Source organism: Bacillus sp. 05T22 (genome assembly GCF_056396765.1).
Genome location: NZ_JBFTMC010000060.1, coordinates 1 through 25,633, shown reverse-complemented (window position 1 = coordinate 25,633; position 25,633 = coordinate 1). Strand labels below are relative to the sequence as shown.

Sequence of the window (25,633 nt, the reverse complement as noted above, 5' to 3'; positions counted from 1 at the left end):
CTATTTATCCCGCATTAACGGGCAGTAATACTCCCACCTCAAAATTCGGCGAAAGCAAAGAAGTTAGGTGGGAGATAAACTGCCCGTAAAAGCCCGATTCGTTCAACTAATAATCAGTGGGGGATGAAGAAACCCCCCACTGATTAAAGTTTCACTTTATCTATAGCGGTAAATCTCTCTTTTTGAACAATACAATCGCTACTACAAAGATACAAATCGCACCAAAAGTTAATCCAATACTTACCGGCCATATGTTACATGTCCCTGCCACAATTTCTTTTGGACGAAACAACGTAAATAATGATATATTTCTCATCCATTCTAGCTTATCACTTAATTTCCCTACCATATCTAGTAAATAAAACAAAATTGTAACACTGGCAGAAAGACTAAGAGCTTTTCTTTCATCGTTACATATACAAGAGAATAAAAATGAATAGGCACTGACTACGAAAAACAACAGCCCCCCAACTAAATTCATTTTGAAGAATACTTCTTGATTTAAATTGTTATCTTTCAAGAGCCACTCTGCTCCTAATACACCAGCTCCATACGTCGCAAGTATAATAATCAGCAATCCTAGAATAAGAACTACCCCTTGTGTTATTGCAATTTTCACTCGAGATACAGGTGTTGTCAACAAATAAGCCATCGCCCCTTTATCTACATAACGAGCCATTACATGTGTTGCAACCGTTACACTAAAAATTGTCAATATAATAATAAACAACATGCTATAGTATTCACCTGCTAAAAAATCRCTTACATTTTGAATCGAATTTTCCATACCAACAATCTTTTTCACACTATCTGGCATAGCATCTATCATTTCATTTAATCCTTTCGCAGATACGAGCGATGGAAATATCCAAATTAATAACCACAAATAAAGAGCCGCACCAATTGAATAACTCCATATGCTTTTTTGATTTTCTTTAAAGCTAGCTAAAAACAGCTGTTTATTCATGTTTCACACCCTCCTTCGCATCATAATAATGCATAAATAAATGTTCTAAATCCATCGCTCTTGTTTGAAGTGCTTTCACATTATACCTAGCAAGCGTTTGTAATACTTCCTGATAATTCCCCTGTACAATAACGGACGCTGTATTCCCCTTCACCGCTTCAAATTGTAAATTTTCCTTTTGTAAAGAACGCATTTCCACTTGAGATGAAACCGTTACATCCATTACCTGTCTTCTCATGCCTTGTAAATCATGAATATTTTCCACCGTTACAAGGCGCCCCTCCTTAATAATGGCTACCCGGTCACATGTCCGTTCAATTTCTGTAAAAATATGGGATGACATGAGGATTGTCTTTCCTTTTTGTTTTTCCTCTAGTATTAAATCAATAAAAGTTTGCTGCATGAGTGGATCTAATCCTGACGTTGGTTCATCCAGAATTAACACTTCTGGATCATGCATAAATGCAGCTACAATTCCTACTTTTTGTTTCATCCCTTTAGACATTTTCCGAATTGGTGTTTTCACATCAAATTGTAATCTTTCAATAAGCTCATCACGTCTCTTTACATCTTTCAATCCGCGCATACCTTGCATAAGTTTTAAAAATTCTAATCCGTTCATTCCTTCTATAAAGGAAATTTCCCCTGGTAAATAACCAACTTCCCTTTGAATTTTTGCAGCTTCGTTCCAGCAGTCTAGACCGAAAATTTCTGCATGACCAGCAGTTGGCTTTATAAATCCCATTAAATTACGAATCGTTGTTGATTTTCCTGCACCATTTGGTCCTAGATAACCAAAAACTTCACCTTCTTTTACTTGAAAGGTAATATCAAATAACCCTTTTCCATTTGGAAATTTTTTTGTTACATTTTGGACTGAAATCATTATTCCACCTCATTTTTTGAAATATTTTATGTTTTATATTTCAAAATTATTGTACTCTTCTCTATTTAAATTGGCAACAACTTTTTGAAATATTTTTATGTTCATATTTCAAATTTATTGTTTTCATCTCTACTTTCTTGTATATTTTAAATGAGGTGATTGTATTGAACGGTTTTGAAAAAGTAAAAGAAAAGAAAAAACGCGCCATTAAAGACGCTGCGTTATCATTATTTTCAGAGCGTGGATTTAATGAAATAAAAATAGAGGACATCGCAAAAAAAGCAAAAGTATCTCAAGTTACCATTTATAATCATTTTGGTAGTAAAGATGCGCTTTTCCGAGAACTTATTCAAGAATTCGCGACAACTGAGTTTCAATTCTATCAAGAGATAGCAGCTGAAAATATGCCGTTCCAAGAGATGTTGCATAAGATGATCCGACGTAAAATGGAAAGTGGTAGTTTATTTCACCCTGACATGCTGTTGCAAGTAATCCAAAAAGATCCAGAGCTTCGCGAATTTATATATCGTTACCAAAATGAAACAGTCCTGCCTTGGTTTTTAGAGATATTAGAAAATGCACAACGTAAAAATGAAATTAATCCCCATCTTTCAAAAGAAATGATATTACTATACATTCAAATGTTTAGTAAGTTCGGCGAAGATTACGGTGTACAACTCTTGGAGGACGATCGTGAAAAACATATAAAAGATATCGTTACGATGTTTTTTTATGGGCTTTCCAACCCTGAAAATGTCACTCGGGAAAATTAGATTAATAATTTGAATTGTTTATATTTCATTCGAAGAGAAAAATTATATCCCACAACAAAAATATATATTCCAATCCTAAAATCCATAAAAAAAGACACGAAATCGTGTCTTTTTAACTTATAGCGAGATAACTCTACCTGTTTCACTACTTTCAATTGCCAATTGAATAAGTTGAATCACCTGTAAACCCTCTTCAGCTGTTACAGGAGGTTGCACAACATTTACTATACTATCTCGAATTCCTTTATAATATATTTCATAGCATCCCACTTCTGTTGGAATATGCTTTACTTCTTCTTCTGTTTCTAAAACAGCAAAATTACTTTCACTATCTTCTCCATATCCTATGTCACCTGGCTTCATACCAGCTTTTAATTGGTCTTCTTGTGAATCCATACCATATTTAACAATTGAGCCTTTATCCCCATGAACACTAAAATGAGGACCTGCATGTTTCACATAACTACTACTATGTAAAATGACACGCTTGATTCCATAGTAAAGTACAATATGGAAATAATCATCCGTTTCTGCCCCAGGTCGTTGCTTTACTATATCCGCACTAACAGCATCTGGTTTTCCGAATAAATGTAATGCCTGGTCAATTAAATGCGATCCTAGATCGTATAAAATCCCCGATCCTGGTAAGTTCTTTTCACGCCAGCGATCACGTACATGAGGACGGAAGCGATCAAAATGAGCTTCATATGTACACACATTTCCAATTTGTTTTTCCTCAATTAATTTCTTTATTGTTAAAAAATCATTATCAAAACGACGGTTATGATACACACTAACAATTACATCATGCTTTTTCGCCAATGTAATAAGCTCTTCTCCTTCTTCAACTGAAACAACAAACGGTTTTTCTACAACGACATGTTTGCCATGTACAATAGCTTCTTTTACAAATGGAAAATGCGTTGTATTTGGTGACGTAATAACAACAAGATCAATATCGTCTCTCTTTACTAATTCTCCAACCGTATGAACTACCTGCGCAGTTGGTAATGCTTGTTTCACTACCTCTTCTTTCGAAGATACTATCGCACGAATATCAAATTCATCTATCGTTTGTAATAAAGGGATGTGAAATGTTGTACTAGAAAATCCAAATCCTACAATCCCTACTCCTATTTTTTTCATATATTCCCTCCACATTTGAGAACGATTTCATAGTTATTATATCAAGTTTTATTTTATTTACATAACCATTTGCTCATTCTTAGATCGGTAAAAATAAAGTAAAGCTTTAATCAGTGGGGATTTCTTCATACCCCACTGATTATTAGCCGTTACTTAAATAACAAGACAAGCTGAATTCTTATAAATGACTGTAGAGAAGAAATTTTCGTTTTGAGAGTACTATAAAACATTTGCTTGATAGGCATAGGCATTCCCCAAAAAAGTATACGCCCACTTTCAATTCATCTCACTTTATTCTTCTATAAGATTTTATAAAATTAAAATTTTCTCAATATACAAAACAAAAACATAATTTATAATAACTCTTGAGCTAACTATTTTTAAAATTTATTTTTTATCTTCTATTTTCTTAGAGGATTTATTTCATTATTTCCATCTCTAAAAAAGGAAGGGTGAAGTCATGAACAATACAGAAAAAAAACTAGAATACATATTGTTTAGTAGCTGGTCGATTTCCTTTATTGCAACCCTCGGGAGTTTGTATCTGTCTGAAATAATGAAATATGAGCCCTGTACATTATGCTGGTATCAACGTATTCTCATGTATCCACTAGTTCTTTTACTAGGAACAGCTATTATTCGGAAAGATTATAGAATTGGGATTTATAGTTTGATTCTCGCTATCATTGGCGCATGTATAGCTGCCTATCACTATTCCCTTCAAAAAATCCCATTTTTATCTGAAAACGGAACATCATGTGGAAGAATACCTTGCACAGGGGATTATTTAGATTGGTTCGGATTTATTACAATCCCATTTCTCGCTCTAATAGCCTTTCTTCTTATTATTATTTGTGGCTTTATTCTTATGAAAATAAGCAAGGAGAGAAACAGTATATGAAAAAAATGCTTTTTTTCATTATTACTATTTTATCAATATTTACACTTGTTTTTGTTCTAACCAATAAAGGAACAAAAAGTGAAAAAACCATAAGTACTGAGAAGGTAAATTATTATAAAAATCAAATTACCCCCGAACAATTGCAACAAGATCTATCAAATCACAAAACAAAAATAGTTTATTTCTACAAAACGACCTGTCCGCATTGCCAAAGGATTTCACCAATTGTAGTTCCTATGACAAAAAATATGAATATTGATATGCAAGTTTTGAATCTAGAAGAATATAAACAAGGTTGGGATATGTTTCAGATAAAAGGAACACCTACAATTATTTCTTACAAAGATGGAAAGGAAATGAATCGTATATTAGGCGAACAGTCTTTACAAACGTTTCAAACATGGTTTGAAAACAACAAATAAGCGTTTTTATTTTACCAAAAACGCTATTTTTTCAAGCTCATAACTAGAGTATTGATAAAGAAACAAACATTAGCTTTATTTTTTATTTTTAACCATACATTCTATTAATTTATAGGGGAGTAAAGGGGCTCTCCCTCATGCTTACCAATCTTGAATAAAGGATGATTTTTATTTGATAGGTATGAGGGGGATTCCCCATCTGCAATAAAATATAATTTATTAGGAGGTAACACGTATGTTTAAAAAAGTTGCATTATCAATTGCTTCAGTAGCAGTAGCAGGTTCGGTTTTATTTGCAAGTCAATCGGTAACGGAAGCTGCTTTTTATCCGGTACAAAAAACAGGTTCTGGGCTTGATCTTCGCACAACTCCAACAATAAATGGCACACGGACTGAATCAAACATTCCAGATGGCACTCAACTTTGGTTATATTGCTATGTGAATGGCGAATCTTATATGGGAAGTAAGGTTTGGGATTTTGTAGATGATAATGGCTATGGTGGTGAGTTAGATCAAGGCTTTGCTCCTGACTATTTCATTAAAACTGGTTCATCCAAACCAGTTGTTGGATACTGCGCTTTTTAATTGGAAAACACAAGAAAACAGCCTCATCAGGCTGTTTTCTTTTTTACATAGTAATCTCAGTAGTAGTTACTGTGCTCACTTCATTTTTTGTTTGCTGATCTCGTACCGCATCAGTAATTACTTTTACGGATTTAACATCATTTGGAGCTTGAGATAAGAAACAGATAAGTGTAAACTTCATTTTTTCCTTCGCATTTAAGCTTCGACTTTTTGGATCCGCATTCATTTTATATACATCTACTTGTTCACCATTACTTAAAACAAGTGTTTTAAAAGGCCCTTGTTCCAAATCAAGTACTTGATCTGAAGTATTTTCTAAAGTGGTTGTAAATTGTATTGCATTCATTTGCTCTGTACCTAGTCCTCGTTCTTTTAAGTTGTATTTCCCAATTTCACTTACTTCTGTACTCTGAATTACCTTAATTCTTTCTACTTGAATATGAAGAGACCCTGCTTCTATCATTGTATTAGGCTCACTTAATTGCTTTAGAATCACTGTTCCAAGTGGATGCTTTGCTTCTTGTCCTACTTGTGTTAATGGTTCTGTATAAGGCTTAGCTTTTACATTAGTTTCAGCTATTGGAGCTTTTTTATTATCAGATTCTACCTCTTTTTCAGAATTTGTTTGATTGGAACAAGCAGATATAAATATACATACAGATACAGTCATTAAAAAGGAATATACTTTTTTCATTTATGGACTCCTTTATTATAGAATATAGTTCATACATTTGTTACTGTTCCATAGTTCTTAAGTTATTGTAAATTAATAGTTTGAATTTTTAAATATTAAATTCAAAAATTTATGTAATTCTATATTGAGAAAATTTATGTAAAGATACTTATTTTGTACAACAGGAATTTTATAAGGTAAAACTTCCATGAATGGTGGGTTTCTTCATCCCCTACTGATGGTTAGTTGAACTAATCGGACCTTTACGGACAGTTCATCTCTCACTTCTTTGCTTTCACTGAAATTTGACGTGAGAGTGATACTGTCCGTTAATACGGGATAAATCCTAAAATTCATTAGAATAGTAATAAGCTTAAAGCTTCCAATATTTCAAAAAAAACCATGCTCTATATAATATAGAACATGGTTTTCACTAATAAAATGAGTATATTTAATTGGAATTTTTATTATCGCTTATTCATTCTATCCGTTTCTTCGTCCACGTCTCAACCACTTCACCCGTATCAGTAACATCTAGTACTAAACTACCGTTACTATACCGGTCTTTATTACGAAATGCTTTCGGATCTATTTCTTCTACAATCTGTTTTTCTGTTTTCATATAAACAAGTTCATCATCACGAACAATTTCAATACCGACAATGCGGTACGGATTACGTTTTAACTCTTTGAAGATAACCAGGCCTCGCTTCGCCCTTGTTGATTTCTCAATTTGGGAAGCTTTTAATCGCTTAACTGCACCGCGCTGCGTTACGAGAATCAATTGATCTTTTTCACTATTTAACGGTCTACCAGAAGCAACATAATCATCTTCTTTTAAATTAATCCCTTTTACCCCAGCTGCTCTTACACCAACTGGGCTTACTTCTTCTTCATTAAAAATAAGTGCATATGCACCATGTGTTGCAAGAACAATATCACTTGTTCCATCTGTTGCGAAGATATCGACAACTTCATCATCTTTTTTCAAGTTTACGGCTACAAACGCTCTTGAATAGCGCTGAACTTTATACTGATTTAATTCCGTTTTCTTAATCATACCATTTCGTGTAACAAACACAATAAATCGCTTTTCTTCCTCGAAATTCGGTACAACGGTTGCCCAAATTAATGTCTCGTCCCTATCAAGTGAAACGATATTTGCCACATGCTGCCCTAAATCTTTCCAACGAATGTCTGGCATTTCGTATACTGGAAGATAAATATAATTTCCTTTATTCGTAAATAAGAGAACTATTTCTGTTGTATTTGTATCGAAACGCTCGAGTAAGATGTCGCCCTCTTTCATACCGAAGTCTTTCCCATTCGATGCATTATGTGAGCGCCAACCGGTTCGCTTCACATAACCTTCTTTCGTTACAGTAACGATGACATCTTCCTGTGGAATCATAACTTCCACATCAATTTTAATTTCTTCAATTTCTTCTTCAATAACAGCACGGCGATTATCGCTATACGTTTTCTTTACTCTCTTTAGATCTGCTTTAATGACCTGAAGAAGCCTTTTCTCACTTTGTAAAATCGCTTGTAATTCTGTAATTTTCTTCTCTAGYTCTTCCGCTTCTTTTTCTAGTGCTGTAATATCTGTATTTGTTAAACGATACAGTTGCAAGGATACAATTGCTTCTGCCTGCGCTTCTGTGAATCCAAACTTTGCACTTAAATTATCTTTTGCATTACGCTTATCTTTAGATGCTCGAATTGTTTCAATTACCTCATCTAAAATCGATAATGCTTTCATTAAACCTGCCACAATATGTTGACGATTTTCAGCTTTTCGCAACTCATATTCTGAACGACGTGTAACAACTTCTTTTTGATGCCCAATGTACGCATCTAAAATCTTGGGTAACGTCATTAATGTTGGACGACGATTATTTATAGCCACCATATTGAAGTTATATGGAACTTGTAAATCAGTATTTTTATATAAGTAATTTAAAATACCTTCTGCGTTTGCTTCTTTTTTTAGTTCCACAACAATACGAAGACCTGTACGATCTGTCTCATCACGTACTTCCGCAATTCCATCTAGCTTTTTATCTAGACGTAGTTCATCCATTTTCTTTACAAGGTTTGCTTTATTGACTTCGTATGGAATTTCTGTAATGACAATTTGCTGTTTGCCACCGCGAATCGTTTCAACTTCCGCTTTTCCACGAATGATGATTTTCCCTTTTCCTGTTTCATATGCTTTTTTAATTCCATCAAGCCCTTGAATAATGCCACCTGTTGGGAAATCAGGTCCTTTTATAACTGTTAATAAGTCATCTACGGAACTATTCGGCTTATCGATACGCATCATTGTTGCATCAATTACTTCTCCAAGGTGATGCGGTGGAATTTCTGTTGCATATCCAGCTGAAATCCCTGTTGAACCGTTTACCAATAAATTCGGGAACATTGCTGGCAGTACGACAGGCTCTTCACTTGTATCGTCAAAGTTTGACACAAATTCTACTGTTTCTTTATCGAGATCACGTAATAATTCAGATGCGATTGGTGACAAACGTGCTTCTGTATAACGCATTGCCGCTGCCGGATCACCATCAACACTACCGTTATTTCCGTGCATCTCAACTAAAACATTACGCACTTTCCAAGTTTGACTTAAACGTACCATCGCCTCGTACACAGAAGAATCACCGTGTGGATGGTAGTTACCAATAACGTTACCGACTGTTTTCGCTGATTTACGAAACGCTTTATCATGTACGTTTCCTTCTACATACATTGAATATAAAATTCGACGTTGTACTGGTTTTAAACCATCACGCGCATCTGGTAGCGCGCGATCTTGAATAATATATTTACTATAACGTGCAAAGCGGTCACCTAACACGTCTTCAAGCGGGAGGTCATGAAACTTCTCTGCCTGCATGTTATTCCACCTCCGTCTCCATAATCATTTCATTTTCTAAAATATTACCTTCCTCTTGCATACCAAACTGTACATTACGCTCAATCCATTTCCGACGTGGCTCTACTTTGTCACCCATCAATGTTGTTACGCGGCGCTCTGCTCTAGCTGCATCATCTATTTTCACACGAATTAGCGTACGGGTTTCGGGATTCATTGTTGTTTCCCACAACTGATCCGCGTTCATTTCACCAAGACCTTTATAACGCTGCAACATATATCCTTTACCGACCTTTTTTGTTACGCCATCTAATTCTTCATCTGACCATGCATATTCAATAACTTCGCTTTTTCCTTTTCCTTTACTTACTTTGTATAAAGGTGGAAGAGCAATAAATACTTTACCAGCTTCAATTAGTGGCTTCATATAACGGTAGAAAAACGTAAGTAGTAACACTTGAATATGTGCACCATCTGTATCAGCATCAGTCATAATGACAACTTTATCATAGTTGATATCCTCGACAGCAAATTCATTTCCAACGCCGCCACCAATTGCATAAATAATCGTGTTAATTTCTTCATTCTTGAAAATATCTGCTAGCTTTGCCTTTTCCGTGTTAATTACTTTACCTCGCAGTGGCAAGACAGCTTGGAAACGGCGATCACGCCCTTGCTTTGCAGAGCCACCAGCAGAGTCACCCTCTACTAAGTATAGTTCGTTCTTCTGTGGATTACGTGATTGCGCAGGTGTTAACTTCCCACTCAACGTTCCTTCTGAACGTTTTTTCTTTTTACCAGTACGAGCTTCTTCTCTAGCCTTACGTGCTGCTTCACGGGCTTGTGCTGCTTTAATTGCTTTTTTCACAAGAAGTGTTGCTACATCTGGATTTTCTTCTAAAAAGTATGCTAAATGTTCCGAAACAATTGCATCGACAGATGAACGTCCTTCACTTGTACCAAGCTTACCTTTTGTTTGACCTTCAAATTGCAATAAATCCTCCGGTACACGTACAGAAACAATCGCCGCTAATCCTTCGCGAATATCTGTACCTTCTAGGTTCTTATCTTTTTCTTTTAGCAAAGAGACTTTACGAGCATACTCATTRAASACACGTGTCATCGCTGTTTTAAATCCTGCCTCATGTGTCCCTCCATCTCTCGTACGTACATTGTTTACGAATGAAAGAATGTTTTCTGAATAGCCATCGTTAAATTGAAATGCAAGTTCTGCTTCAATCCCATTTTGTTCACCAGCGAAGTAAACAACTGGATGTATAGAGTCCTTTTCTTCGTTTAAGTAAGAAACAAATGCTTCAATTCCTGTTTCATAATGAAAAACATCTTCTAAATCATTTCGTTCATCTCTTATAGTGATTTTCATACCTTTTAACAGAAATGCAGATTCACGTAATCTCTCACATAACGTTTCATAATTATAATTTGTTGTACTGAAAATTGATGGATCTGGTTTAAAATGCATCGTTGTTCCAAATTGTTTTGTTTTTCCAATTTTCTCTAGTGTCGTTGCAGGAACACCACCATTTTCAAAACGTTGTTCATATATATACCCATCGCGTTTAATGGTTACAACGAGCCATTCTGATAATGCATTTACAACAGATGCACCAACACCGTGTAAACCGCCACTCGTTTTATAACCTCCTTGTCCAAACTTCCCCCCTGCATGAAGTACAGTTAAAATCACTTCAGGTGTAGGTTTTCCAAGTTTATGCATTCCCGTAGGCATCCCGCGCCCTTTATCAATAACACTAATACTATTATCTTTATGTATTACGACAGAAATTTCGTCGCCAAATCCCGCTAATGCTTCATCAACGGAGTTATCTACTATTTCGTATACTAAATGATGCAACCCACGGCTGTCCGTGCTCCCGATATACATACCCGGGCGTTTTCGAACGGCTTCAAGACCTTCAAGCACTTGAATTGCATCTTCGTTATATTGAAATTGATGCTTCGCCAAACTCCTTGCCCCTTTCCTAATCAAAGTCAGAACATATGTTTCTATTATAGAATAACGCCTTAACCATCCTTTTGGCAAGTTATGTTATGTCTTTTATATACTATTTTCAATAGAAAAATCCTTGTTTTTTCACAAGGATTCCTCTAGGCTACTATTTCAGAAAAATAATCGTTTGTCAACGAAAAATGGATATGCATTCCAATTACACACTCCACCATTTGGCAATTAACCAAATGACAATTATCCAAAATGGGATAACAAGTAGCAATCCCCAAAAACAGCCTTTAAAAAATCTCATGATGAACACCTCGTTCATCTACCCAGTCTTCAAGTATTACCCCGAGCTGAATCGATCTTTCGTTTACAATGTCTATACTACCTCGTCATTGCATGTTCTACTTTTATACAACGATCCATAATAACAGTATAGCCCTTTTCCTTTAAAAATTTATATGTATCTTCATCTTGTACTCCTAATTGTGCCCAAAAAACATCCGCATCAATCTCCACAAATTCCTTTGCAACGTCCATTAAAAATTCGGAACGACGGAATACATTTACTATATCAACATGCACCTTAATGTCTTTTAATGACGGAACAGCTTTTTCCCCCAGCACTTCATCTACGGCTGGATTTACCGGGATAATACGATACCCTGCATCCTGCATTGCTTTTGAAACCATATATGATGTACGTTCTGGTTTGTTAGATAATCCAACAACCGCAATTGTTTTACTATTTTTTAATACTTCACCAATTTCCGTACGAGTTGGGTTTTCAATTGTCATATTAACTCCCTCCTATTCTTTTAGTATAGCCGATAAAGAAAGTCTCTTTCAATACGAAAGAGACTTTCTTTATTAATTCGTAGCAGCTGAGTTATCTGCTAGTGTAGCTGTTTTTGTCATTTTTTCACCATTTCGATAGAACGTAACTTCAATTTTGTCGCCTACTTTTTTCTTTTCATACAAATATTTACGGAATTGAAGCGCATTTTCAATTTTTTGTCCATCTAACGCTACAACAACATCATATTGCTCAAGTCCCGCTTTTTCAGCTGGTGAAACGGAATAAATCTTACTTAAAATAACGCCACTTCTAACATCTTTTGGTAACTTTAATTGATCTACTGCATACGGTTGTATCTCTTCAAGAGATGCGACTCCTACTCCCATCGCTGGACGTTTTACCGTTCCATCTTTTTCAAGGGATTCCAGCACTGGTTTTGCTACATTAATTGGAATAGCAAAGCCAATTCCTTCTACTTCTTGTTGTGCAATTTTACTAGAATTAATACCGATAACTTCACCGTTTTGATTAAATAAAGCACCCCCACTGTTCCCAGGGTTAATCGCTGCATCTGTTTGAATAACTTGCGCTTGCCAATCTGCGCGTTTGTCACCATTAATATCAACTGGGATTTCGCGTTCTTTACTACTAATGATTCCTTCTGTTACACTACCGTCAAAACCTAATGGATTCCCAATCGCAATTGCTGATTCACCAGCGCGAATTTTACTGGAGTCACCAAGTGTTGCTATTTTATTAATATTAGATCCATCAATCTCTACAACTGCTAGATCTAACCATGGATCTTTCCCAACTAATTTTGCATCCACTGTTTTACCATCACTTAGTTTTACTRCCAGTTTGTTTGCTCCGTCTACTACGTGATTATTTGTTACAATGAGCGCTTTATTCCCAACTTTTTTATAAATTACACCAGATCCTGTTCCAGCTTTTTGTTCCTGCCCTGCTTGCTCCATTGCAAATGGATCTATGTTCTGTTGCATATTGATAACACCTACAACTACTTCTTTCGCCCCTTCAATCATACCAGGTAAATCTGTTTCACCCTTTACTTTATTTACAACAGGAACCACAGTTCCCTCTACTTTTGAATTAGAAGTTAATGCCGTCCCATTTCCATTTGTCCATGGCATATACGGTGCTGCAAAACTAATGGAAACAGCTCCGATAACTGCTCCAACTAGACCTGTAAAAAAGTACCCTTTTTTACTACCTGATTTTTTTACTTCTCTCGTTTCACTATGCTCTTCATTCATATTTGGTCCGTCATAATATCCCATAATTGATATCCCCTCTCTGCTGAATTCGTATTTTCAGTATAGTCACATTTTGTGTCCTTCTTGTGAACTCATCGTGAAATCCAATTAAAAAAATACTTTTTTTCATTATTGTAGACAAAAAATCTGTAATTTGTACATTTTCATCTACAAAAGAGAGTGTAAATGTACTATATTTTCAACATATAAGTTGCTGCTACGAAAAACAAAAAGAGACCTCCACTCATTTTCTCCTTCTGTTTTCACTTGGCCTGGGGCTAAAAAAGGCACTGACCGCTTCTATCCATGGGCGGATTTTCTCTCTTCCAACCAAAAAAGAAATCTTTTCTATCAGTTCTCCACTATATATTGATTTCACACCATTTTACTACTCGCGACTATGAAAATAAAAAGAGATCTCCACTCGTTTTCTCCCTCTGTTTTCACTCGGCATGGGGCTAAAAAAGCATTGAACCCTTCTACCCATGGGCGGATTCTCTCTTCCAACCAAAAAGGAAAGCTTTTCTATCAGTTCTCCACTATATATTGATTTCACACCATTTTACTACTCGCGACTATGAAAATAAAAAGAGATCTCCACTCGTTTTCCCCCTCTGTTTTCACTTGGCCTGGGGCTAAAAAAGGCACTGACCGCTTCTATCCATGGGCGGATTCTCTCTTCCAACCAAAAAAGAAATCTTTTCTATCGTTTTTTCTATTACATAGTATTTAAAAACTATTCCTCAAACTTATATCCAACTCGAATGACAGTCCCGATATGTTTTGCTTTGTCACCTAACTTATTCCGCAACTTTTTTATATGTGTATCTACAGTACGATCATCACCATAATAATCATATCCCCAAAGTTGATCTAATAAATGTTGGCGTGATAATACGATTCCTTTATTCTCCATTAAATAAACAAGAAGTTCAAATTCTTTATGCGTTAATATAATTTCTTCTCCGTTTACCGATACCGTGCGCGAAAGACGATTCACATCGATTCCAGCCATAGAAAGTGCATTCTCTTCTGCAACTCCTACTGCCCCATCAGCACGTTTTAATAAAGTTTTCGCCCTAGCTACTAGTACTTTTGGACTAAAAGGCTTTGTTACATATTCATCAGCCCCAAGTTCAAAACCTAACAATGTGTCATCTTCATCAGAACGTGCTGTAAGCATAATAATTGGTACCGCTGACTCTTTTCGAATGCGACGACAAACAGACCAACCATCTATCTCTGGCAACATGATGTCTAACATAATTAAATCAATTGTATGTTCAGCAAATAATTCTAATGCTTGTTTTCCATCTTCAGCTTCTATCACTTCAAAACCTTCATTGCGAAAATAATCACTAACAATTTCGCGTAGTCTTCTTTCGTCTTCAACAAGTAATACTGTTTTGTTCATCTGACCTATCCCGCCTTTTTACTCTTTCAATCGAATAATACGTTGATTGGAGCTTCCGCGAAATGGAAGTGTTAAGTCTCTTTTTTCAAGTTCAAACCTTCCATCGACCAGAACATCCCCATACTGTAACAACTCTATCATATCATTATTTTGAGAACTCTGTATCTCTTCTAATGTATAACCAGTGTAAATCCATAAGTTTTTTTTCAAAGTTTTCACCGCATTTGCTACTTTCTTCACTTCCGCAGCCTGAAAAAATGGATCTCCACCTGAAAATGTTACATCAGTAAGCGGATTTTTGGCAATCTCTTTCACAATTTCTTCTACGGTCATTTCAGTTCCATTACAAATATTCCATGACTTAGGATTATGGCATCCTAAACAACGATGCGGACAGCCCGCAAAAAACACAACTGTCCGCAATCCTTCCCCATCTACTACACTATCATGAATAATATTCATTACTCTCATTTATGTTTCACCCGATCCTCTTCTTCACTGCGCTTTGCACTATTCCATTTGGACATATCACCTACAAGATATCCCGTAATGCGACGGATTCTTTCTATTTGATTCTCGTCTTCGTTTCCACAGCTTGGACATTCATTTCCAATGACACCATGATAGCCGCAGCATTTGCAACGATCTACTGGGTGATTAATTGATCCATAGCCAACTCCATATTGCGCCATAGCCTGCACGATTTGTTTTAATGCTTTTTGATTATGAACCGCGGCCCCATCTAATTCAATATACGTAATATGTCCACCATTACAAAGCGCATGAAACGGTCCTTCTAAACGGATTTTGTCTATCGCTTGAATGTTGTAATAAACCGGAATGTGAAATGAATTCGTATAGTAGTTATGATTTGTTACACCGCTAATAACCCCAAATTCGTCTCGATCTTTTCTAACAAATTTTCCCGACAGTCCTTCTGCAGGCGTTGCAATTAAAGAGAAATTCAATTGATGTTCTTCCGTTGCCACATCCATTTTCTGTCTCATAAAGGCAACAATTTCCTGTCCAAGATTCCATGAATCTTTGTCTTCTCCATGATGTTTTCCTTTTAAAGCAACTAAACATTCTGCAAGACCAATAAATCCGATACTTAATGTTCCTTGCTTTAAAATTTCAGCGACAGAATCTTCAGGGTGCAAATTTTCTCCGCCCCGCCATACTCCTTGTGAATATAAAAAGTGAAAATCTCTTGCCTTTTTCGTACATTGGTAAGCAAATCGTTCTAGTAGTTGACGAATACCAAGATCGATATAATAATTTAAAGCTTCAAAAAATGCTTCTTTCGAGCCACTAATCAACGCTAGTTTCACTAAATTAATAGAAGTAAACGATAAATTCCCTCTTCCAATTGCAGTCTCTTCCCCATGAATATTGGACATAACACGAGTACGACAACCCATATAACATACTTCGCTTTCTGGACGCCCATCATAATGCACTGCATTAAATGGTGCATCTAAAAATGAAAAATTGGGGAATAATCGTTTTGCTGTCGTCTCTAACGCCAATTCAAATAAATCATAGTTCGGATCACTTTCTTCAAAATTCACACCTTTTTTTAGTTTAAAGATTTGAATTGGGAAAATAGGTGTTTCCCCTTTTCCTAATCCAGCTTGCGTCGCTCGTAATAATTGTTTAATTAACAATCTTCCTTCTTTCGACGTGTCCGTTCCGTAGTTAATAGAAATAAACGGAACTTGCCCACCGCCTCTACTATGCATGCTATTGGAATTATGGATAAAAGCTTCACAAGCTTGATACGTATCATTCTCTGTTTCTTTCCATGCAAACTCTTCTACTTGCTCTTTTGTTAACGGATACGTCCCTAATCTTTTCTTATTTCTCTCAAATGTTTTTCTTACATACGGTGCTAAATCAATATCAAATAACGCAAATGATTGACCACCATGCTGCATGTTTTGATTCGCTTGGAAAATAATCGAAGAAAGTGCCAATGCACTTTTAATATCTTGTGGTTGTCTCATATGTCCATGCCCAGTATGAAATCCTTTCTCAAGCATTTGCGCTAAAGGAATTTGCGAACACGTTGTCGTACCTGTCGCATAAAAATCTAAATCATGTGGGTATAATATATTTTGATTGATTGCTTTTTTCACTTGTTCAGAAAGCAACTGTTCCGTTGCATAATATTTTGCGCTCTCAGATGCGAATGTTCCCATCATTCCCATAGGAGACCGTCCATCAACATTTGCATTTTCTTGTATTAAATCTTGCTCATTCCCGTGGACTATTGTTTCAAACATCTTCACTAATTCTTCTCCACGCGCACTTTGTTTCATCATTTTTCAAACCCCCAACAACATCTTGTTTATTCACTAACAAAATGATACAACATATAGTTCTGGTGAGTCTGTGAGAAATGTAACATTCTTGTGAAAGTTTTTTTAAGAAACTTTGAATTTTTCATTTACAAAAAAGAAATGTGCTCTTTACAAATGTATGGTACAATATATGGGAAAAACTCTTTTTACCCTTTATCAACACATTTGAATAAAGGAGACTGAACTCATGCTTATTACATATCTTTTATTTATCGTTGCCTATTTACTTGGCTCGATTCCATCTGCACTTGTTGTTGGAAAAATTGGTTACGGAATCGACATTCGCGAGCATGGTAGCGGTAATTTAGGAGGAACGAATACATTTCGGACGCTAGGGAAAAAAGCAGGTTTTATCGTTACAATTGCTGACATTTTAAAGGGAACGTTAGCGACAGCTCTGCCGTTAATTTTCGCCTTAGATATCCATCCCCTTTGGTTTGGATTAGCTGCAGTTCTTGGACATGTATACCCAATCTTTGCAAAATTCCGCGGCGGAAAAGCAGTTGCAACTTCTGCTGGAGTRCTCTTATGCTATKCRCCAGTTRTTTTTGCAATATTAGCTGTTATCTTTTTCACCCTTCTATTTACAACGAGATACGTATCGCTTTCTTCTATGGTAACAGCTATCGTAGCTGTTATCGCATCAATTATTGACGGGGATAAAATCTTCATTGTTGCGATGTGTTTATTAGCTGGTATGGTTATTTATAGACACCGTGCAAATATTGGACGAATTATAAATAAAACTGAACCAAAAGCAAATTTGACAAAGAAACAAAAGTAAGGTTGTGACCCACATAACGCAAAAAGAAAACGCAAAGCATATTAATAGCGTCTTTTTGCGTTATTTTTTATACTAAAGAAAAAGCAACATAACTTGGAGGAACTATACATGAATCTTTCCGTAACAAAAGAAGCAGTAAATTGGTATAAAGATGAATTAAACTTACAATCTGGCGATACACTTCGCTTTTTCGTACAATATGGCGGTTGCAGTACTGTTCAAAAAGGACTTTCTTTAGGAATCCGTAAAGACGATCCTGCACATCCTGCTGTTCAAACTCAAGAAGACGGCATTACTTTCTTCGTTGAAGGTGATGATGAATGGTTCTTTGATGGACATGACTTATCCGTTACCTTTAACGACGGTGATGACTTCCCTCAATTTAATTACGAAAAATAAAAAAACGTGGCTTTTGCCACGCTTTTTTATTTTTTCTTAATTTCCTCATATTTCGCATACCACTCTGGATATAATTTCTTAAAGGACACAGGACGAAACCCTTCTTTTTTCGCACAAATATTTGTTGTTGTAGCTGTAATACAAAGATCTCCATCACCGTTATAAATTTCATATCCATATATAACACGAAGGGGACTAACTGAATCAATCCATGCTTTCACGATTGCCTTTTCTCCATAACGCATTGCTTTCCGATATGAAATTTGCAAATCTAATACGGGAGAAATAACTCCTTCTTTCTCCATTTCAATATATGAAAATCCTAATTCTTGTATCAATTTTGTACGCCCTAATTCAAGCCATACTAAATAATTTGAATGGTAAACAACGCCCATTTGATCTGTTTCCGCATAGCGGATCTCGATTTCGTGTTCTGCTACAAACATATCTTTATCTCCTTCTCACTTCTGTTTCCTTACATACATTTAATCATAATACAGTGAAATCAAAAATAAAATAGAAACGGTGGATCTTTTTACTGAAAGGAGCGAATATATGATTCAAATTGTAACCGTTCGTAGTGGTGATAGCGTATATAGCTTAGCGTCAAAATATGGCACTACACCCGAAGAAATTGTAAAAGACAACGGACTCAATCCAGCTGAGACACTTGTTGTCGGTCAGGCACTAATTGTAAATACGAGAGGTAATAATTATTATGTACAGCCCGGAGACAGTCTTTATCGAATTTCTCAAACATATAACGTTCCTCTTGCTAGCTTAGCAAAAGTTAACAATCTATCATTAAAGTCCATTCTTCATGTTGGTCAACAACTATATGTACCAAATGGCTCTAAACGAACGATAGAATCTATTGCCTACTTACAACCTTCTACTATTCCAATTAAAGAAAGTTTAGTGAATGCTACGCGGGCCATCAATCCTTATCTCACATATTTAGCCTACTTTAGCTTTGAAGCATTGCGCGATGGAACGTTAAAAGAGCCGACTGAAACCGCAAAAATTGCTCAAATTGCAGTGCAAGGTCAAACAATCCCAATGCTCGTTATTACAAATATTGAAAATGGAAATTTTAGCGCTGAATTAGCCTCTGTTCTTCTAAGAAACGCTACTATTCAAAATAAATTCATTACAAATATCCTCCAAACAGCTAAAAAATATAATATGCGTGATATTCATTTTGACTTTGAAAATGTTGCACCCGAAGATCGCGAAGCATATAACCGATTTTTACGAAATGTAAAAACACGACTACCTGAAGGATATACGTTAAGCACCACACTTGTCCCAAAAACAAGTTCGAAGCAAAAAGGAAAATTTTTCGAAGCACACGATTACAAAGCCCAGGGGGAAATTGTTGATTTTGTCGTGATTATGACATATGACTGGGGATGGCAAGGAGGACCACCGATGGCTATATCTCCTATCGGTCCCGTGAAACAGGTAATTCAATATGCAAAATCTCAAATGCCTCCGCGAAAAATTATGATGGGACAAAATTTATATGGCTTCGACTGGAAGCTTCCCTTTAAAGAAGGAAATCCACCAGCAAAAGCCATTAGCTCTGTCGCAGCCGTTGCACTTGCCCGTAAATATAATGTTCCAATTCGTTATGATTTTACAGCACAAGCACCACACTTTAATTACTTTGATGAAAATGGTGTACAGCATGAAGTATGGTTTGAAGATGCCAGGTCTGTTCAGAGTAAATTTAATTTAATAAAAGAACAAGGCATTCGCGGGATTAGCTATTGGAAAATCGGGCTTCCTTTCCCGCAAAATTGGCGTTTACTTGTGGAAAATTTCTCGATTACAAAAAAAGGCTGACAACTGTCAGCCTTTTTTACGCATCATATTCAGATTCATCTTTTATTTCACTTTTCAATGAATCAATACTTTCTAAACGGCGTTGATTTTTCGCTTCAATTGCAGCGCGATCTTTTTCATTCGAAACCTCTGCAGTTTCTTTTGCCTCATTAAAGTTATMAATCGTATTTTGTACCATTTCTTGTAGTTTTTCTACATTATCACTTCTGTCATCTGGATTCGCTTTATATTGCTCTGTCATATGAATTCCCTCCTAGTTGAAATATACATACCATGTTAGTTTTCCAAAAACGAATTAGATTATGTATGCACATAAAAAAAAGGAGAATGAAAACATTCTCCTTTTCTTTAACCGTTATCAACAATTGGTTGTTTCCCTGTTTGGTCTTGCATTTGCTTCCCTTTGTTTCCACCGGCTTTTTTCGACTGTGTTCCAATATGATCTGGTGTAAAATCTTTGGAATTCTTCTTTGGATTTCCCATTCTTATCGCCTCCTTATCACTAGTATCATACTAGTGATAAGAATTATTCAGCCTGCTTAAAAAGTTGCATTTCATAACGCTTCTCGATTCGTTCCTCAATCCGTTCAATTGCATCACGATCGTTTAGTAGTTGCCGCTTATTTTCCTTCACAAGTTCTTTAAATGTTCTTCGACGATTTCTTCTCATGCTGCTCATCCTTTCTCCTTCTCTTTCTTACTATAGTTAGTATAAGCAAATGAAAAACTCTTTAATCAGATTTGCAAGAAAATTTTATGTTTTGTCAAAGAAAAGTCTTTTGTTAACAAAAAAATCCATTAGCTGTTCTTAAACAACTAATGGATTCCCAAACATTTTATCCTGCTATTTACAAACAAGTAATATCCTCTCAAAATTCAGCAAAATGAAACAACTTAAGTAGGAGATGAAGAATTCCCCCACTGATTAAAGTTTCACTTTATCATTTCGTTATACTTAAATACTTTTTAATTTCTTCATCCGCATTATCTTTCATTTCTTTGTACTCATTCAGCGCTTGCATGACTGCATCATAACTCTCTAAAATATAATTTTCTAACTTTGTGAAGTCCTCTATGCTTTCAATCATAATTCTAGTTGTCCCTATTTCACTTTTTAAAGCCGGCTCACATTTTAAAGTAGGATATATTCCTAATATGTCTTGTTCTGTCTTTTCAGTTAAAACATATTTTTTTCGCCCTTTTACCTTCACCCTTATAATCGGATAAAAAGCCTTTATATCTAGATAACTTCCAACACTCACATTGCGAATCCATTCTATATCGCGATTATGCTTTACAAGCATTTCTTTTATTAGTGTGTACACTTCGTCTTCTTCAACCGTTTCTTTTTTTGTTTTCTTTTGTCCTTCTTCTTGAATAGCAGCACATTTTTGATACACAGCTGCACATGTGATACAGTCGTCAAGTGCATTATGAGAACTTAAACGAATTCCGAGCATTCTTTTTAAAGTTTCTAACTTATGGTTCGGGGCATGTTTCATATATCTTTTCGCTAAAAAGACGGTATCAATTACTATATTTTTAGGTTCTGGCAATCTAAGCATATTTGCATTACTCTTTAAAAAACGCATATCAAACGAAGCATTATGAGCAACAATGGTATCTTCTCCTAAAAACGCTAAAAATAACGGCAAAACTTCCTGAATCGTTGGAGCATCCGAAACGCGATAATTTGTAATTCCTGTTAAACTCGTAATTCGATTAGGAATAAATCGCTCTGGATTTACAAAAGAAACAAATTGATCTACCAGCTCATGATTACGATACCGAACCGCTGCCACTTGAATTATTCGATCATTATAAGGGTTAAATCCTGTCGTTTCAAAATCAATAACAACATAGTCTCCTGTCAATGGTAAATTCCCCACAATATACGCTCCCCAATCATTATTTTCGATGAAATTTCTTTCATCATATCACGAACAAGCTGCTTAATGAAAAAGAAAAGACAGAAATGACAAATAGTCAATTCTGTCCTCTTTCATTATTTTATTTTCGCAATTCTCTTCTCCATTTCTTTTTGTGTCATCGGTCCGATAAATTTATCTTGAATCACACCTTTTGTATCCACAAAATAAGAAGTTGGAATGGTAATTACTTTATACATTGTTGTAACATTTATATCTTTATCAAGTAAAATAGGAAATGTCAATCCCYTCTCTTCTGCAAACTTTTTCACTTTTTCTTCTCCGTTAGCACGTTCAGAAACCGTATAATTTACAGCAAGGATTTCTACATCATCTTTATGCTTCTTATAGAAAGCTTCCATATCCGGCATTTCCTGCTGACAAGGTCCACACCACGTTGCCCAGAAATTTAAAATAACTTTCTTCCCCTTAAAATCCGATAATTTTACTTTTGTGCCATCTAATTTTGATAACTCAAAATCCGGTGCAATCTTGCCTACTTCAATCCCATTTTTTGCAATGACTTCTTTCATCGCCGCTTCGCTTTTCACTGGTTCTTCCCTTACTTGTTTCTCATTCTTTCCGAGCTGTTCATAAACTGCATAGCTCGCTAAACAAAGCAACACTACAACAATGGTAAGCTTTCGCCACATATACATCATCCTTATCGCTTATCTCATTTTATATATCACTTAAAAATAACAATAGTATTTATACTTTATTTTAGCTTATACGGACAAGCTTGGAAATATTCTCCTTCAAAATAAATAGAATATTCTTAATAAAAATGAAAATCACTTCTTTTTATCATATAATAAAAATAGTTATAATTTGGAAAGGGCGTCATTATTTATGAATAAAACCGTTTTACATTGGTTACAATATGTTATCATTCTCCCCATTTTATTTTTCTCATTGTTTATTACAAGCTGGACTGCTAGCTACTTAAGTATTTCAGAGGACTGGAAACAACATATCGTCTTCACTCCCCAAACAGCAGAAGGCTCCAATCAAATTTATGAAATTGACAAACTGTTGTATGCCTTTAAGTATAATCCAGTTTTTACTACAATTTTTGTATTATCCATTGTCTATTTAATAGGAATTATGATAATTCGCTGGTTATACTGGAGAAAACATAAAACAGGATTAATCGGTTTACAACTCATGATTGTTCTTCCTATTTTTCTTTACACATTACTTGTCACACATTCTACAGGTGCGATAATTGCTGTGGAAAAGAATTGGGAGAAATATTTAGTCTTTTCACCAAAATCAATTACAGATGTAAATCAAATTTATTATATTGATAGGTTGTTATACGCTTCGCAAAAATCGCCTATCTCTAGCACAATTTTTATTCTAAGCTTTCTTTATATAATCGGACTAATCGTTTCTAAAATTTTCACTCAAATACGTTTTCGTAAAAATTTAAATACATGAGGTGATACTCCTGCTGCGATTACTCATCCATCCTGTGACTTTTATTTTTGTTATTTTACCACTACTTTCTATTGTTTATTTCAAATACCTTCATTTGAAATAAGGAGGGTTCTTATGCACTCATTTGAAAAAGCTATTCTCTATATTTTCAGTTTCATATTCTATCCTATTGGTATTATCGGATGGATTATATCCCTATTTAGTAAAGATCCTGAAAGAAGAAAAATCGGCCGTGTTTGCATTTATACRGCTTTGATATCGTTTATTTTATTCACTACACTTGGCATTATTAGCTTTTACTCCATTACAACAATCTCTAGTTCATAATAATCATAGAAAGGACGAATGCTATGGGAGAGCATCCAATTAGTAAAGAACTACGCTATATGCGCATATGTTTTGTCATCTTAATTTTAGTCCTTATATTTTTTGACAGAGGGAAGGTTGTTGAAGTCTCTACAAATCACGACACTCCAAGAATGGATGTACCAACTAATAATATGACACAAATTGCAGAAAATACATTTGCTTTACAAGAAGATGATCCTACAAGTGGTGATAGACATACTATCAAAATTTTCAAATATGATCCGGACACAAATAAGATTATATTAGTAAAAGAATTTAATACCGAAAACTATTCTACATACGAATACAAGCTCAATAAACCAGAATAAAGATAATTGCCCATAAAATGAGGAAGCTAACATCAGTCAGCTTCCTCATTTTGATTGAAAATATTTACTTTTCTCGTTTACTACAACATTTTACTTAGTTTGACACCTTAGATTCTTCAACTTTCTCACGAAGAACCATTTGCAGGATACCACCGTGGCGATAGTAGTCAATCTCAACTTCACTGTCGAAACGTGCTATTACTTCAAATTGTTTTTCGTTTCCTTCTGGGTCAATTGCAACTACTTTTACAAGGTCACGTGGCTTAACTGTTTTATCAATTTGAATTTCAAATGATTCGTTACCAACAAGACCTAATGTTTCTGTACTTTCGCCATCTTTAAATTGTAATGGTAATACACCCATTAGTACTAAGTTACTACGGTGAATACGTTCGAAACTTTCTGCGATAACTGCTTTAATTCCTAAAAGGTTTGTACCTTTCGCAGCCCAGTCACGAGAGCTTCCCATACCGTAATCTTTACCAGCAACTACAAGAAGTCCAGTGCCATCTTCTTTATATTTCATCGCAGCATCATAGATAGATGTTACTTCACCAGTTGGCCAGTAAGTTGTATATCCACCTTCTGTTCCTGGTGCGATTTGGTTTTTGATACGGATATTTGCGAATGTACCACGCATCATAACTTCATGATTACCACGGCGAGAACCATAAGAGTTAAAGTCAACTGGCTGTACGCCATTTTCTAATAAATAGCGGCCTGCTGGTGTATGTTTACCAATTGAACCTGCTGGTGAAATATGGTCTGTTGTTACAGAGTCACCAAATTTACCAACTACGCGTAAACCTGAAAGGGTTTCTACTTCACCTGGTTCTTTTGATAATCCTTCAAAGAACGGTGGATTTTGAATGTATGTTGAGTCATTATCCCAAGTATATAACGCTTCATTTGAAGTTTGGATTTCATTCCAGCGTTCATTGCTGTTAAATACTTGTGCATATTCTTTTTTGAACAATTCAGACGTTACGACGCTTTGAACCACTTCTTCAATTTCTTTAGCTGATGGCCAAATGTCGTTAAAGTAAATCGGGTTACCGTTTGCATCTTTACCGATTGCATCATTTTTCAAGTCGATATCGACTGTACCAGCAAGTGCATACGCCACAACAAGTGGTGGTGATGCTAAGTAGTTCGCTTTTACAAGCGGATGAATACGACCTTCAAAGTTACGGTTACCAGATAGAACAGATGTTACTAATAGGTCATTTGCCGCAATTGCTTCTTCTAATTCTAGTTCTAATGGGCCAGAGTTACCGATACAAGTTGTACATCCGTAACCAACTGTTTGGAATCCTAATTGATCTAAATAAGTTGTTAGGCCTGATTTATCTAAGTATTCCGTTACTACTTTAGATCCTGGTGCTAATGATGTTTTTACATAACCAGGTACTTTAAGTCCTTTTTCAATTGCTTTTTTCGCAACTAAGCCTGCACCAATTAATACATATGGGTTAGATGTATTTGTAC

The 25,633-nt window shown here is 35.5% G+C and carries 28 protein-coding genes; 10 read left to right on the top strand and 18 right to left on the bottom strand.

Features of this window, described 5'->3' with window-relative positions; translation table 11 throughout:
- Positions 1-160 precede the first annotated feature (160 nt).
- On the bottom strand, positions 161-967 hold the full coding sequence (locus AC1DIT_RS17470; RefSeq protein ID WP_016115700.1) for an ABC transporter permease subunit: 807 nt from the start codon (positions 965-967) through the stop codon (positions 161-163).
- On the bottom strand, positions 960-1,853 hold the full coding sequence (locus tag AC1DIT_RS17465) for an ABC transporter ATP-binding protein (RefSeq protein WP_016115701.1): 894 nt from the start codon (positions 1,851-1,853) through the stop codon (positions 960-962). Before AC1DIT_RS17465 ends, AC1DIT_RS17470 begins: the two co-directional genes overlap by 8 nt.
- A 137-nt stretch (positions 1,854-1,990) precedes the next feature.
- Here AC1DIT_RS17465 and AC1DIT_RS17460 point away from each other — a divergent pair, with 137 nt between their 5' ends.
- On the top strand, positions 1,991-2,626 hold the full coding sequence (locus AC1DIT_RS17460) for a TetR/AcrR family transcriptional regulator (protein ID WP_098116703.1): 636 nt from the start codon (positions 1,991-1,993) through the stop codon (positions 2,624-2,626).
- A 117-nt stretch (positions 2,627-2,743) separates the two neighbouring features.
- Here the strand turns inward: AC1DIT_RS17460 and AC1DIT_RS17455 are convergent, their stop codons facing one another.
- Positions 2,744-3,772, bottom strand: a complete 1,029-nt coding sequence (locus AC1DIT_RS17455) for an oxidoreductase (protein WP_016115703.1) — start codon at positions 3,770-3,772, stop codon at positions 2,744-2,746.
- 460 nt (positions 3,773-4,232) lie between these two features.
- Between AC1DIT_RS17455 and AC1DIT_RS17450 the strand changes: the two genes are divergently transcribed.
- The 3 genes from AC1DIT_RS17450 to AC1DIT_RS17440 all read left to right on the top strand — a co-directional run bounded on the left by AC1DIT_RS17450 (position 4,233) and on the right by AC1DIT_RS17440 (position 5,681).
- Complete coding sequence (locus AC1DIT_RS17450) at positions 4,233-4,673, top strand: disulfide oxidoreductase (RefSeq protein ID WP_016115704.1); 441 nt, start codon at positions 4,233-4,235, stop codon at positions 4,671-4,673.
- A complete protein-coding gene (locus AC1DIT_RS17445; RefSeq protein WP_016115705.1) occupies positions 4,670-5,095 on the top strand; it encodes a thioredoxin family protein in 426 nt (141 codons plus the stop codon). Before AC1DIT_RS17450 ends, AC1DIT_RS17445 begins: the two co-directional genes overlap by 4 nt.
- Before the next feature lie 235 nt (positions 5,096-5,330).
- A complete protein-coding gene (locus tag AC1DIT_RS17440; protein ID WP_016115706.1) occupies positions 5,331-5,681 on the top strand; it encodes a hypothetical protein in 351 nt (116 codons plus the stop codon).
- Positions 5,682-5,724: 43 nt separating this feature from the next.
- Here AC1DIT_RS17440 and AC1DIT_RS17435 read toward each other — a convergent pair whose 3' ends face one another.
- The 8 genes from AC1DIT_RS17435 to AC1DIT_RS17400 form a co-directional block, all read right to left on the bottom strand.
- Positions 5,725-6,375 (bottom strand): hypothetical protein, encoded by a 651-nt coding sequence (locus tag AC1DIT_RS17435; RefSeq protein WP_016115707.1) that lies wholly within the window; start codon positions 6,373-6,375, stop codon positions 5,725-5,727.
- Between the two features lie 457 nt (positions 6,376-6,832).
- Entirely contained in the window at positions 6,833-9,256 is a 2,424-nt protein-coding gene (parC, locus tag AC1DIT_RS17430; RefSeq protein ID WP_016115708.1) for a DNA topoisomerase IV subunit A, read from the bottom strand.
- 1 nt (position 9,257) lies between these two features.
- Positions 9,258-11,222 carry a DNA topoisomerase IV subunit B gene (gene parE / locus AC1DIT_RS17425; RefSeq protein WP_016115709.1) on the bottom strand — a complete coding sequence of 655 codons (1,965 nt, stop codon included), beginning with the start codon at positions 11,220-11,222 and terminating at the stop codon, positions 9,258-9,260.
- A gap of 375 nt (positions 11,223-11,597) precedes the next feature.
- Positions 11,598-12,011, bottom strand: a complete 414-nt coding sequence (locus AC1DIT_RS17420) for a CoA-binding protein (RefSeq protein ID WP_016115710.1) — start codon at positions 12,009-12,011, stop codon at positions 11,598-11,600.
- A 72-nt stretch (positions 12,012-12,083) separates the two neighbouring features.
- Positions 12,084-13,313, bottom strand: coding sequence for a S1C family serine protease (locus AC1DIT_RS17415; RefSeq protein WP_476998320.1), 1,230 nt, complete (start codon positions 13,311-13,313; stop codon positions 12,084-12,086).
- A 712-nt stretch (positions 13,314-14,025) separates the two neighbouring features.
- Complete coding sequence (locus AC1DIT_RS17410; protein WP_003199064.1) at positions 14,026-14,703, bottom strand: response regulator transcription factor; 678 nt, start codon at positions 14,701-14,703, stop codon at positions 14,026-14,028.
- Between the two features lie 18 nt (positions 14,704-14,721).
- On the bottom strand, positions 14,722-15,174 hold the full coding sequence (gene nrdG / locus AC1DIT_RS17405) for an anaerobic ribonucleoside-triphosphate reductase activating protein (protein ID WP_016115712.1): 453 nt from the start codon (positions 15,172-15,174) through the stop codon (positions 14,722-14,724).
- On the bottom strand, positions 15,171-17,027 hold the full coding sequence (locus tag AC1DIT_RS17400) for an anaerobic ribonucleoside triphosphate reductase (RefSeq protein WP_016131791.1): 1,857 nt from the start codon (positions 17,025-17,027) through the stop codon (positions 15,171-15,173). Before AC1DIT_RS17400 ends, nrdG begins: the two co-directional genes overlap by 4 nt.
- A gap of 226 nt (positions 17,028-17,253) precedes the next feature.
- Between AC1DIT_RS17400 and plsY the strand changes: the two genes are divergently transcribed.
- Both plsY and AC1DIT_RS17390 read left to right on the top strand, forming a co-directional pair.
- Positions 17,254-17,850 (top strand): glycerol-3-phosphate 1-O-acyltransferase PlsY, encoded by a 597-nt coding sequence (gene plsY, locus AC1DIT_RS17395; protein ID WP_476998319.1) that lies wholly within the window; start codon positions 17,254-17,256, stop codon positions 17,848-17,850.
- Between the two features lie 108 nt (positions 17,851-17,958).
- Positions 17,959-18,249 carry a HesB/YadR/YfhF family protein gene (locus AC1DIT_RS17390; RefSeq protein ID WP_016131793.1) on the top strand — a complete coding sequence of 97 codons (291 nt, stop codon included), beginning with the start codon at positions 17,959-17,961 and terminating at the stop codon, positions 18,247-18,249.
- Between the two features lie 26 nt (positions 18,250-18,275).
- Here AC1DIT_RS17390 and AC1DIT_RS17385 read toward each other — a convergent pair whose 3' ends face one another.
- A complete protein-coding gene (locus AC1DIT_RS17385; RefSeq protein WP_016115715.1) occupies positions 18,276-18,695 on the bottom strand; it encodes an acyl-CoA thioesterase in 420 nt (139 codons plus the stop codon).
- A gap of 109 nt (positions 18,696-18,804) precedes the next feature.
- Here AC1DIT_RS17385 and AC1DIT_RS17380 point away from each other — a divergent pair, with 109 nt between their 5' ends.
- Positions 18,805-20,097, top strand: a complete 1,293-nt coding sequence (locus AC1DIT_RS17380; RefSeq protein ID WP_016131794.1) for a glycoside hydrolase family 18 protein — start codon at positions 18,805-18,807, stop codon at positions 20,095-20,097.
- A gap of 16 nt (positions 20,098-20,113) precedes the next feature.
- Here the strand turns inward: AC1DIT_RS17380 and tlp are convergent, their stop codons facing one another.
- The 5 genes from tlp to AC1DIT_RS17355 all read right to left on the bottom strand — a co-directional run bounded on the left by tlp (position 20,114) and on the right by AC1DIT_RS17355 (position 22,678).
- Positions 20,114-20,338: a small acid-soluble spore protein Tlp gene (gene tlp, locus AC1DIT_RS17375; protein WP_476998318.1), complete on the bottom strand. Its 225-nt coding sequence runs from the start codon at positions 20,336-20,338 to the stop codon at positions 20,114-20,116.
- Between the two features lie 107 nt (positions 20,339-20,445).
- Complete coding sequence (gene sspN, locus AC1DIT_RS17370; protein ID WP_003199081.1) at positions 20,446-20,580, bottom strand: acid-soluble spore protein SspN; 135 nt, start codon at positions 20,578-20,580, stop codon at positions 20,446-20,448.
- Between the two features lie 43 nt (positions 20,581-20,623).
- Positions 20,624-20,767 carry an FbpB family small basic protein gene (locus tag AC1DIT_RS17365; RefSeq protein WP_077294947.1) on the bottom strand — a complete coding sequence of 48 codons (144 nt, stop codon included), beginning with the start codon at positions 20,765-20,767 and terminating at the stop codon, positions 20,624-20,626.
- 271 nt (positions 20,768-21,038) lie between these two features.
- Complete coding sequence (locus tag AC1DIT_RS17360) at positions 21,039-21,986, bottom strand: 3'-5' exonuclease (RefSeq protein ID WP_016115718.1); 948 nt, start codon at positions 21,984-21,986, stop codon at positions 21,039-21,041.
- Positions 21,987-22,102: 116 nt separating this feature from the next.
- Positions 22,103-22,678: a redoxin domain-containing protein gene (locus AC1DIT_RS17355; protein ID WP_476998317.1), complete on the bottom strand. Its 576-nt coding sequence runs from the start codon at positions 22,676-22,678 to the stop codon at positions 22,103-22,105.
- A gap of 199 nt (positions 22,679-22,877) precedes the next feature.
- Here AC1DIT_RS17355 and AC1DIT_RS17350 point away from each other — a divergent pair, with 199 nt between their 5' ends.
- From AC1DIT_RS17350 to AC1DIT_RS17340, 3 genes are all read left to right on the top strand, one after another.
- Positions 22,878-23,468, top strand: a complete 591-nt coding sequence (locus AC1DIT_RS17350) for a YjdJ family protein (RefSeq protein ID WP_016131796.1) — start codon at positions 22,878-22,880, stop codon at positions 23,466-23,468.
- 114 nt (positions 23,469-23,582) lie between these two features.
- Positions 23,583-23,795: a hypothetical protein gene (locus AC1DIT_RS17345; RefSeq protein ID WP_016131797.1), complete on the top strand. Its 213-nt coding sequence runs from the start codon at positions 23,583-23,585 to the stop codon at positions 23,793-23,795.
- 23 nt (positions 23,796-23,818) lie between these two features.
- The gene (locus tag AC1DIT_RS17340) at positions 23,819-24,145 is read left to right on the top strand and encodes a YmzC family protein (protein ID WP_016131798.1); all 327 of its coding nucleotides are present in this window, start codon (positions 23,819-23,821) and stop codon (positions 24,143-24,145) included.
- Positions 24,146-24,239: 94 nt separating this feature from the next.
- Here AC1DIT_RS17340 and acnA read toward each other — a convergent pair.
- Positions 24,240-25,633 (bottom strand): aconitate hydratase AcnA (gene acnA, locus AC1DIT_RS17335; RefSeq protein WP_476998316.1); only part of this gene is annotated, 1,394 nt, incomplete at its 5' end.

Bases quoted from the DNA above. Each gene is read 5' to 3' on its own strand.
- AC1DIT_RS17465 (WP_016115701.1), bottom strand. From the start codon at position 1,853: ATGATTTCAGTCCAAAATGTAACAAAAAAATTTCCAAATGGAAAAGGG.
- AC1DIT_RS17455 (WP_016115703.1), bottom strand. From the start codon at position 3,772: ATGAAAAAAATAGGAGTAGGGATTGTAGGATTTGGATTTTCTAGTACA.
- AC1DIT_RS17450 (WP_016115704.1), top strand. From the start codon at position 4,233: ATGAACAATACAGAAAAAAAACTAGAATACATATTGTTTAGTAGCTGG.
- AC1DIT_RS17445 (WP_016115705.1), top strand. From the start codon at position 4,670: ATGAAAAAAATGCTTTTTTTCATTATTACTATTTTATCAATATTTACA.
- AC1DIT_RS17440 (WP_016115706.1), top strand. From the start codon at position 5,331: ATGTTTAAAAAAGTTGCATTATCAATTGCTTCAGTAGCAGTAGCAGGT.
- AC1DIT_RS17435 (WP_016115707.1), bottom strand. From the start codon at position 6,375: ATGAAAAAAGTATATTCCTTTTTAATGACTGTATCTGTATGTATATTT.
- AC1DIT_RS17420 (WP_016115710.1), bottom strand. From the start codon at position 12,011: ATGACAATTGAAAACCCAACTCGTACGGAAATTGGTGAAGTATTAAAA.
- AC1DIT_RS17410 (WP_003199064.1), bottom strand. From the start codon at position 14,703: ATGAACAAAACAGTATTACTTGTTGAAGACGAAAGAAGACTACGCGAA.
- nrdG (WP_016115712.1), bottom strand. From the start codon at position 15,174: ATGAGAGTAATGAATATTATTCATGATAGTGTAGTAGATGGGGAAGGA.
- AC1DIT_RS17400 (WP_016131791.1), bottom strand. From the start codon at position 17,027: ATGATGAAACAAAGTGCGCGTGGAGAAGAATTAGTGAAGATGTTTGAA.
- AC1DIT_RS17390 (WP_016131793.1), top strand. From the start codon at position 17,959: ATGAATCTTTCCGTAACAAAAGAAGCAGTAAATTGGTATAAAGATGAA.
- AC1DIT_RS17385 (WP_016115715.1), bottom strand. From the start codon at position 18,695: ATGTTTGTAGCAGAACACGAAATCGAGATCCGCTATGCGGAAACAGAT.
- AC1DIT_RS17380 (WP_016131794.1), top strand. From the start codon at position 18,805: ATGATTCAAATTGTAACCGTTCGTAGTGGTGATAGCGTATATAGCTTA.
- sspN (WP_003199081.1), bottom strand. From the start codon at position 20,580: ATGGGAAATCCAAAGAAGAATTCCAAAGATTTTACACCAGATCATATT.
- AC1DIT_RS17365 (WP_077294947.1), bottom strand. From the start codon at position 20,767: ATGAGAAGAAATCGTCGAAGAACATTTAAAGAACTTGTGAAGGAAAAT.
- AC1DIT_RS17350 (WP_016131796.1), top strand. From the start codon at position 22,878: ATGAATAAAACCGTTTTACATTGGTTACAATATGTTATCATTCTCCCC.
- AC1DIT_RS17340 (WP_016131798.1), top strand. From the start codon at position 23,819: ATGGGAGAGCATCCAATTAGTAAAGAACTACGCTATATGCGCATATGT.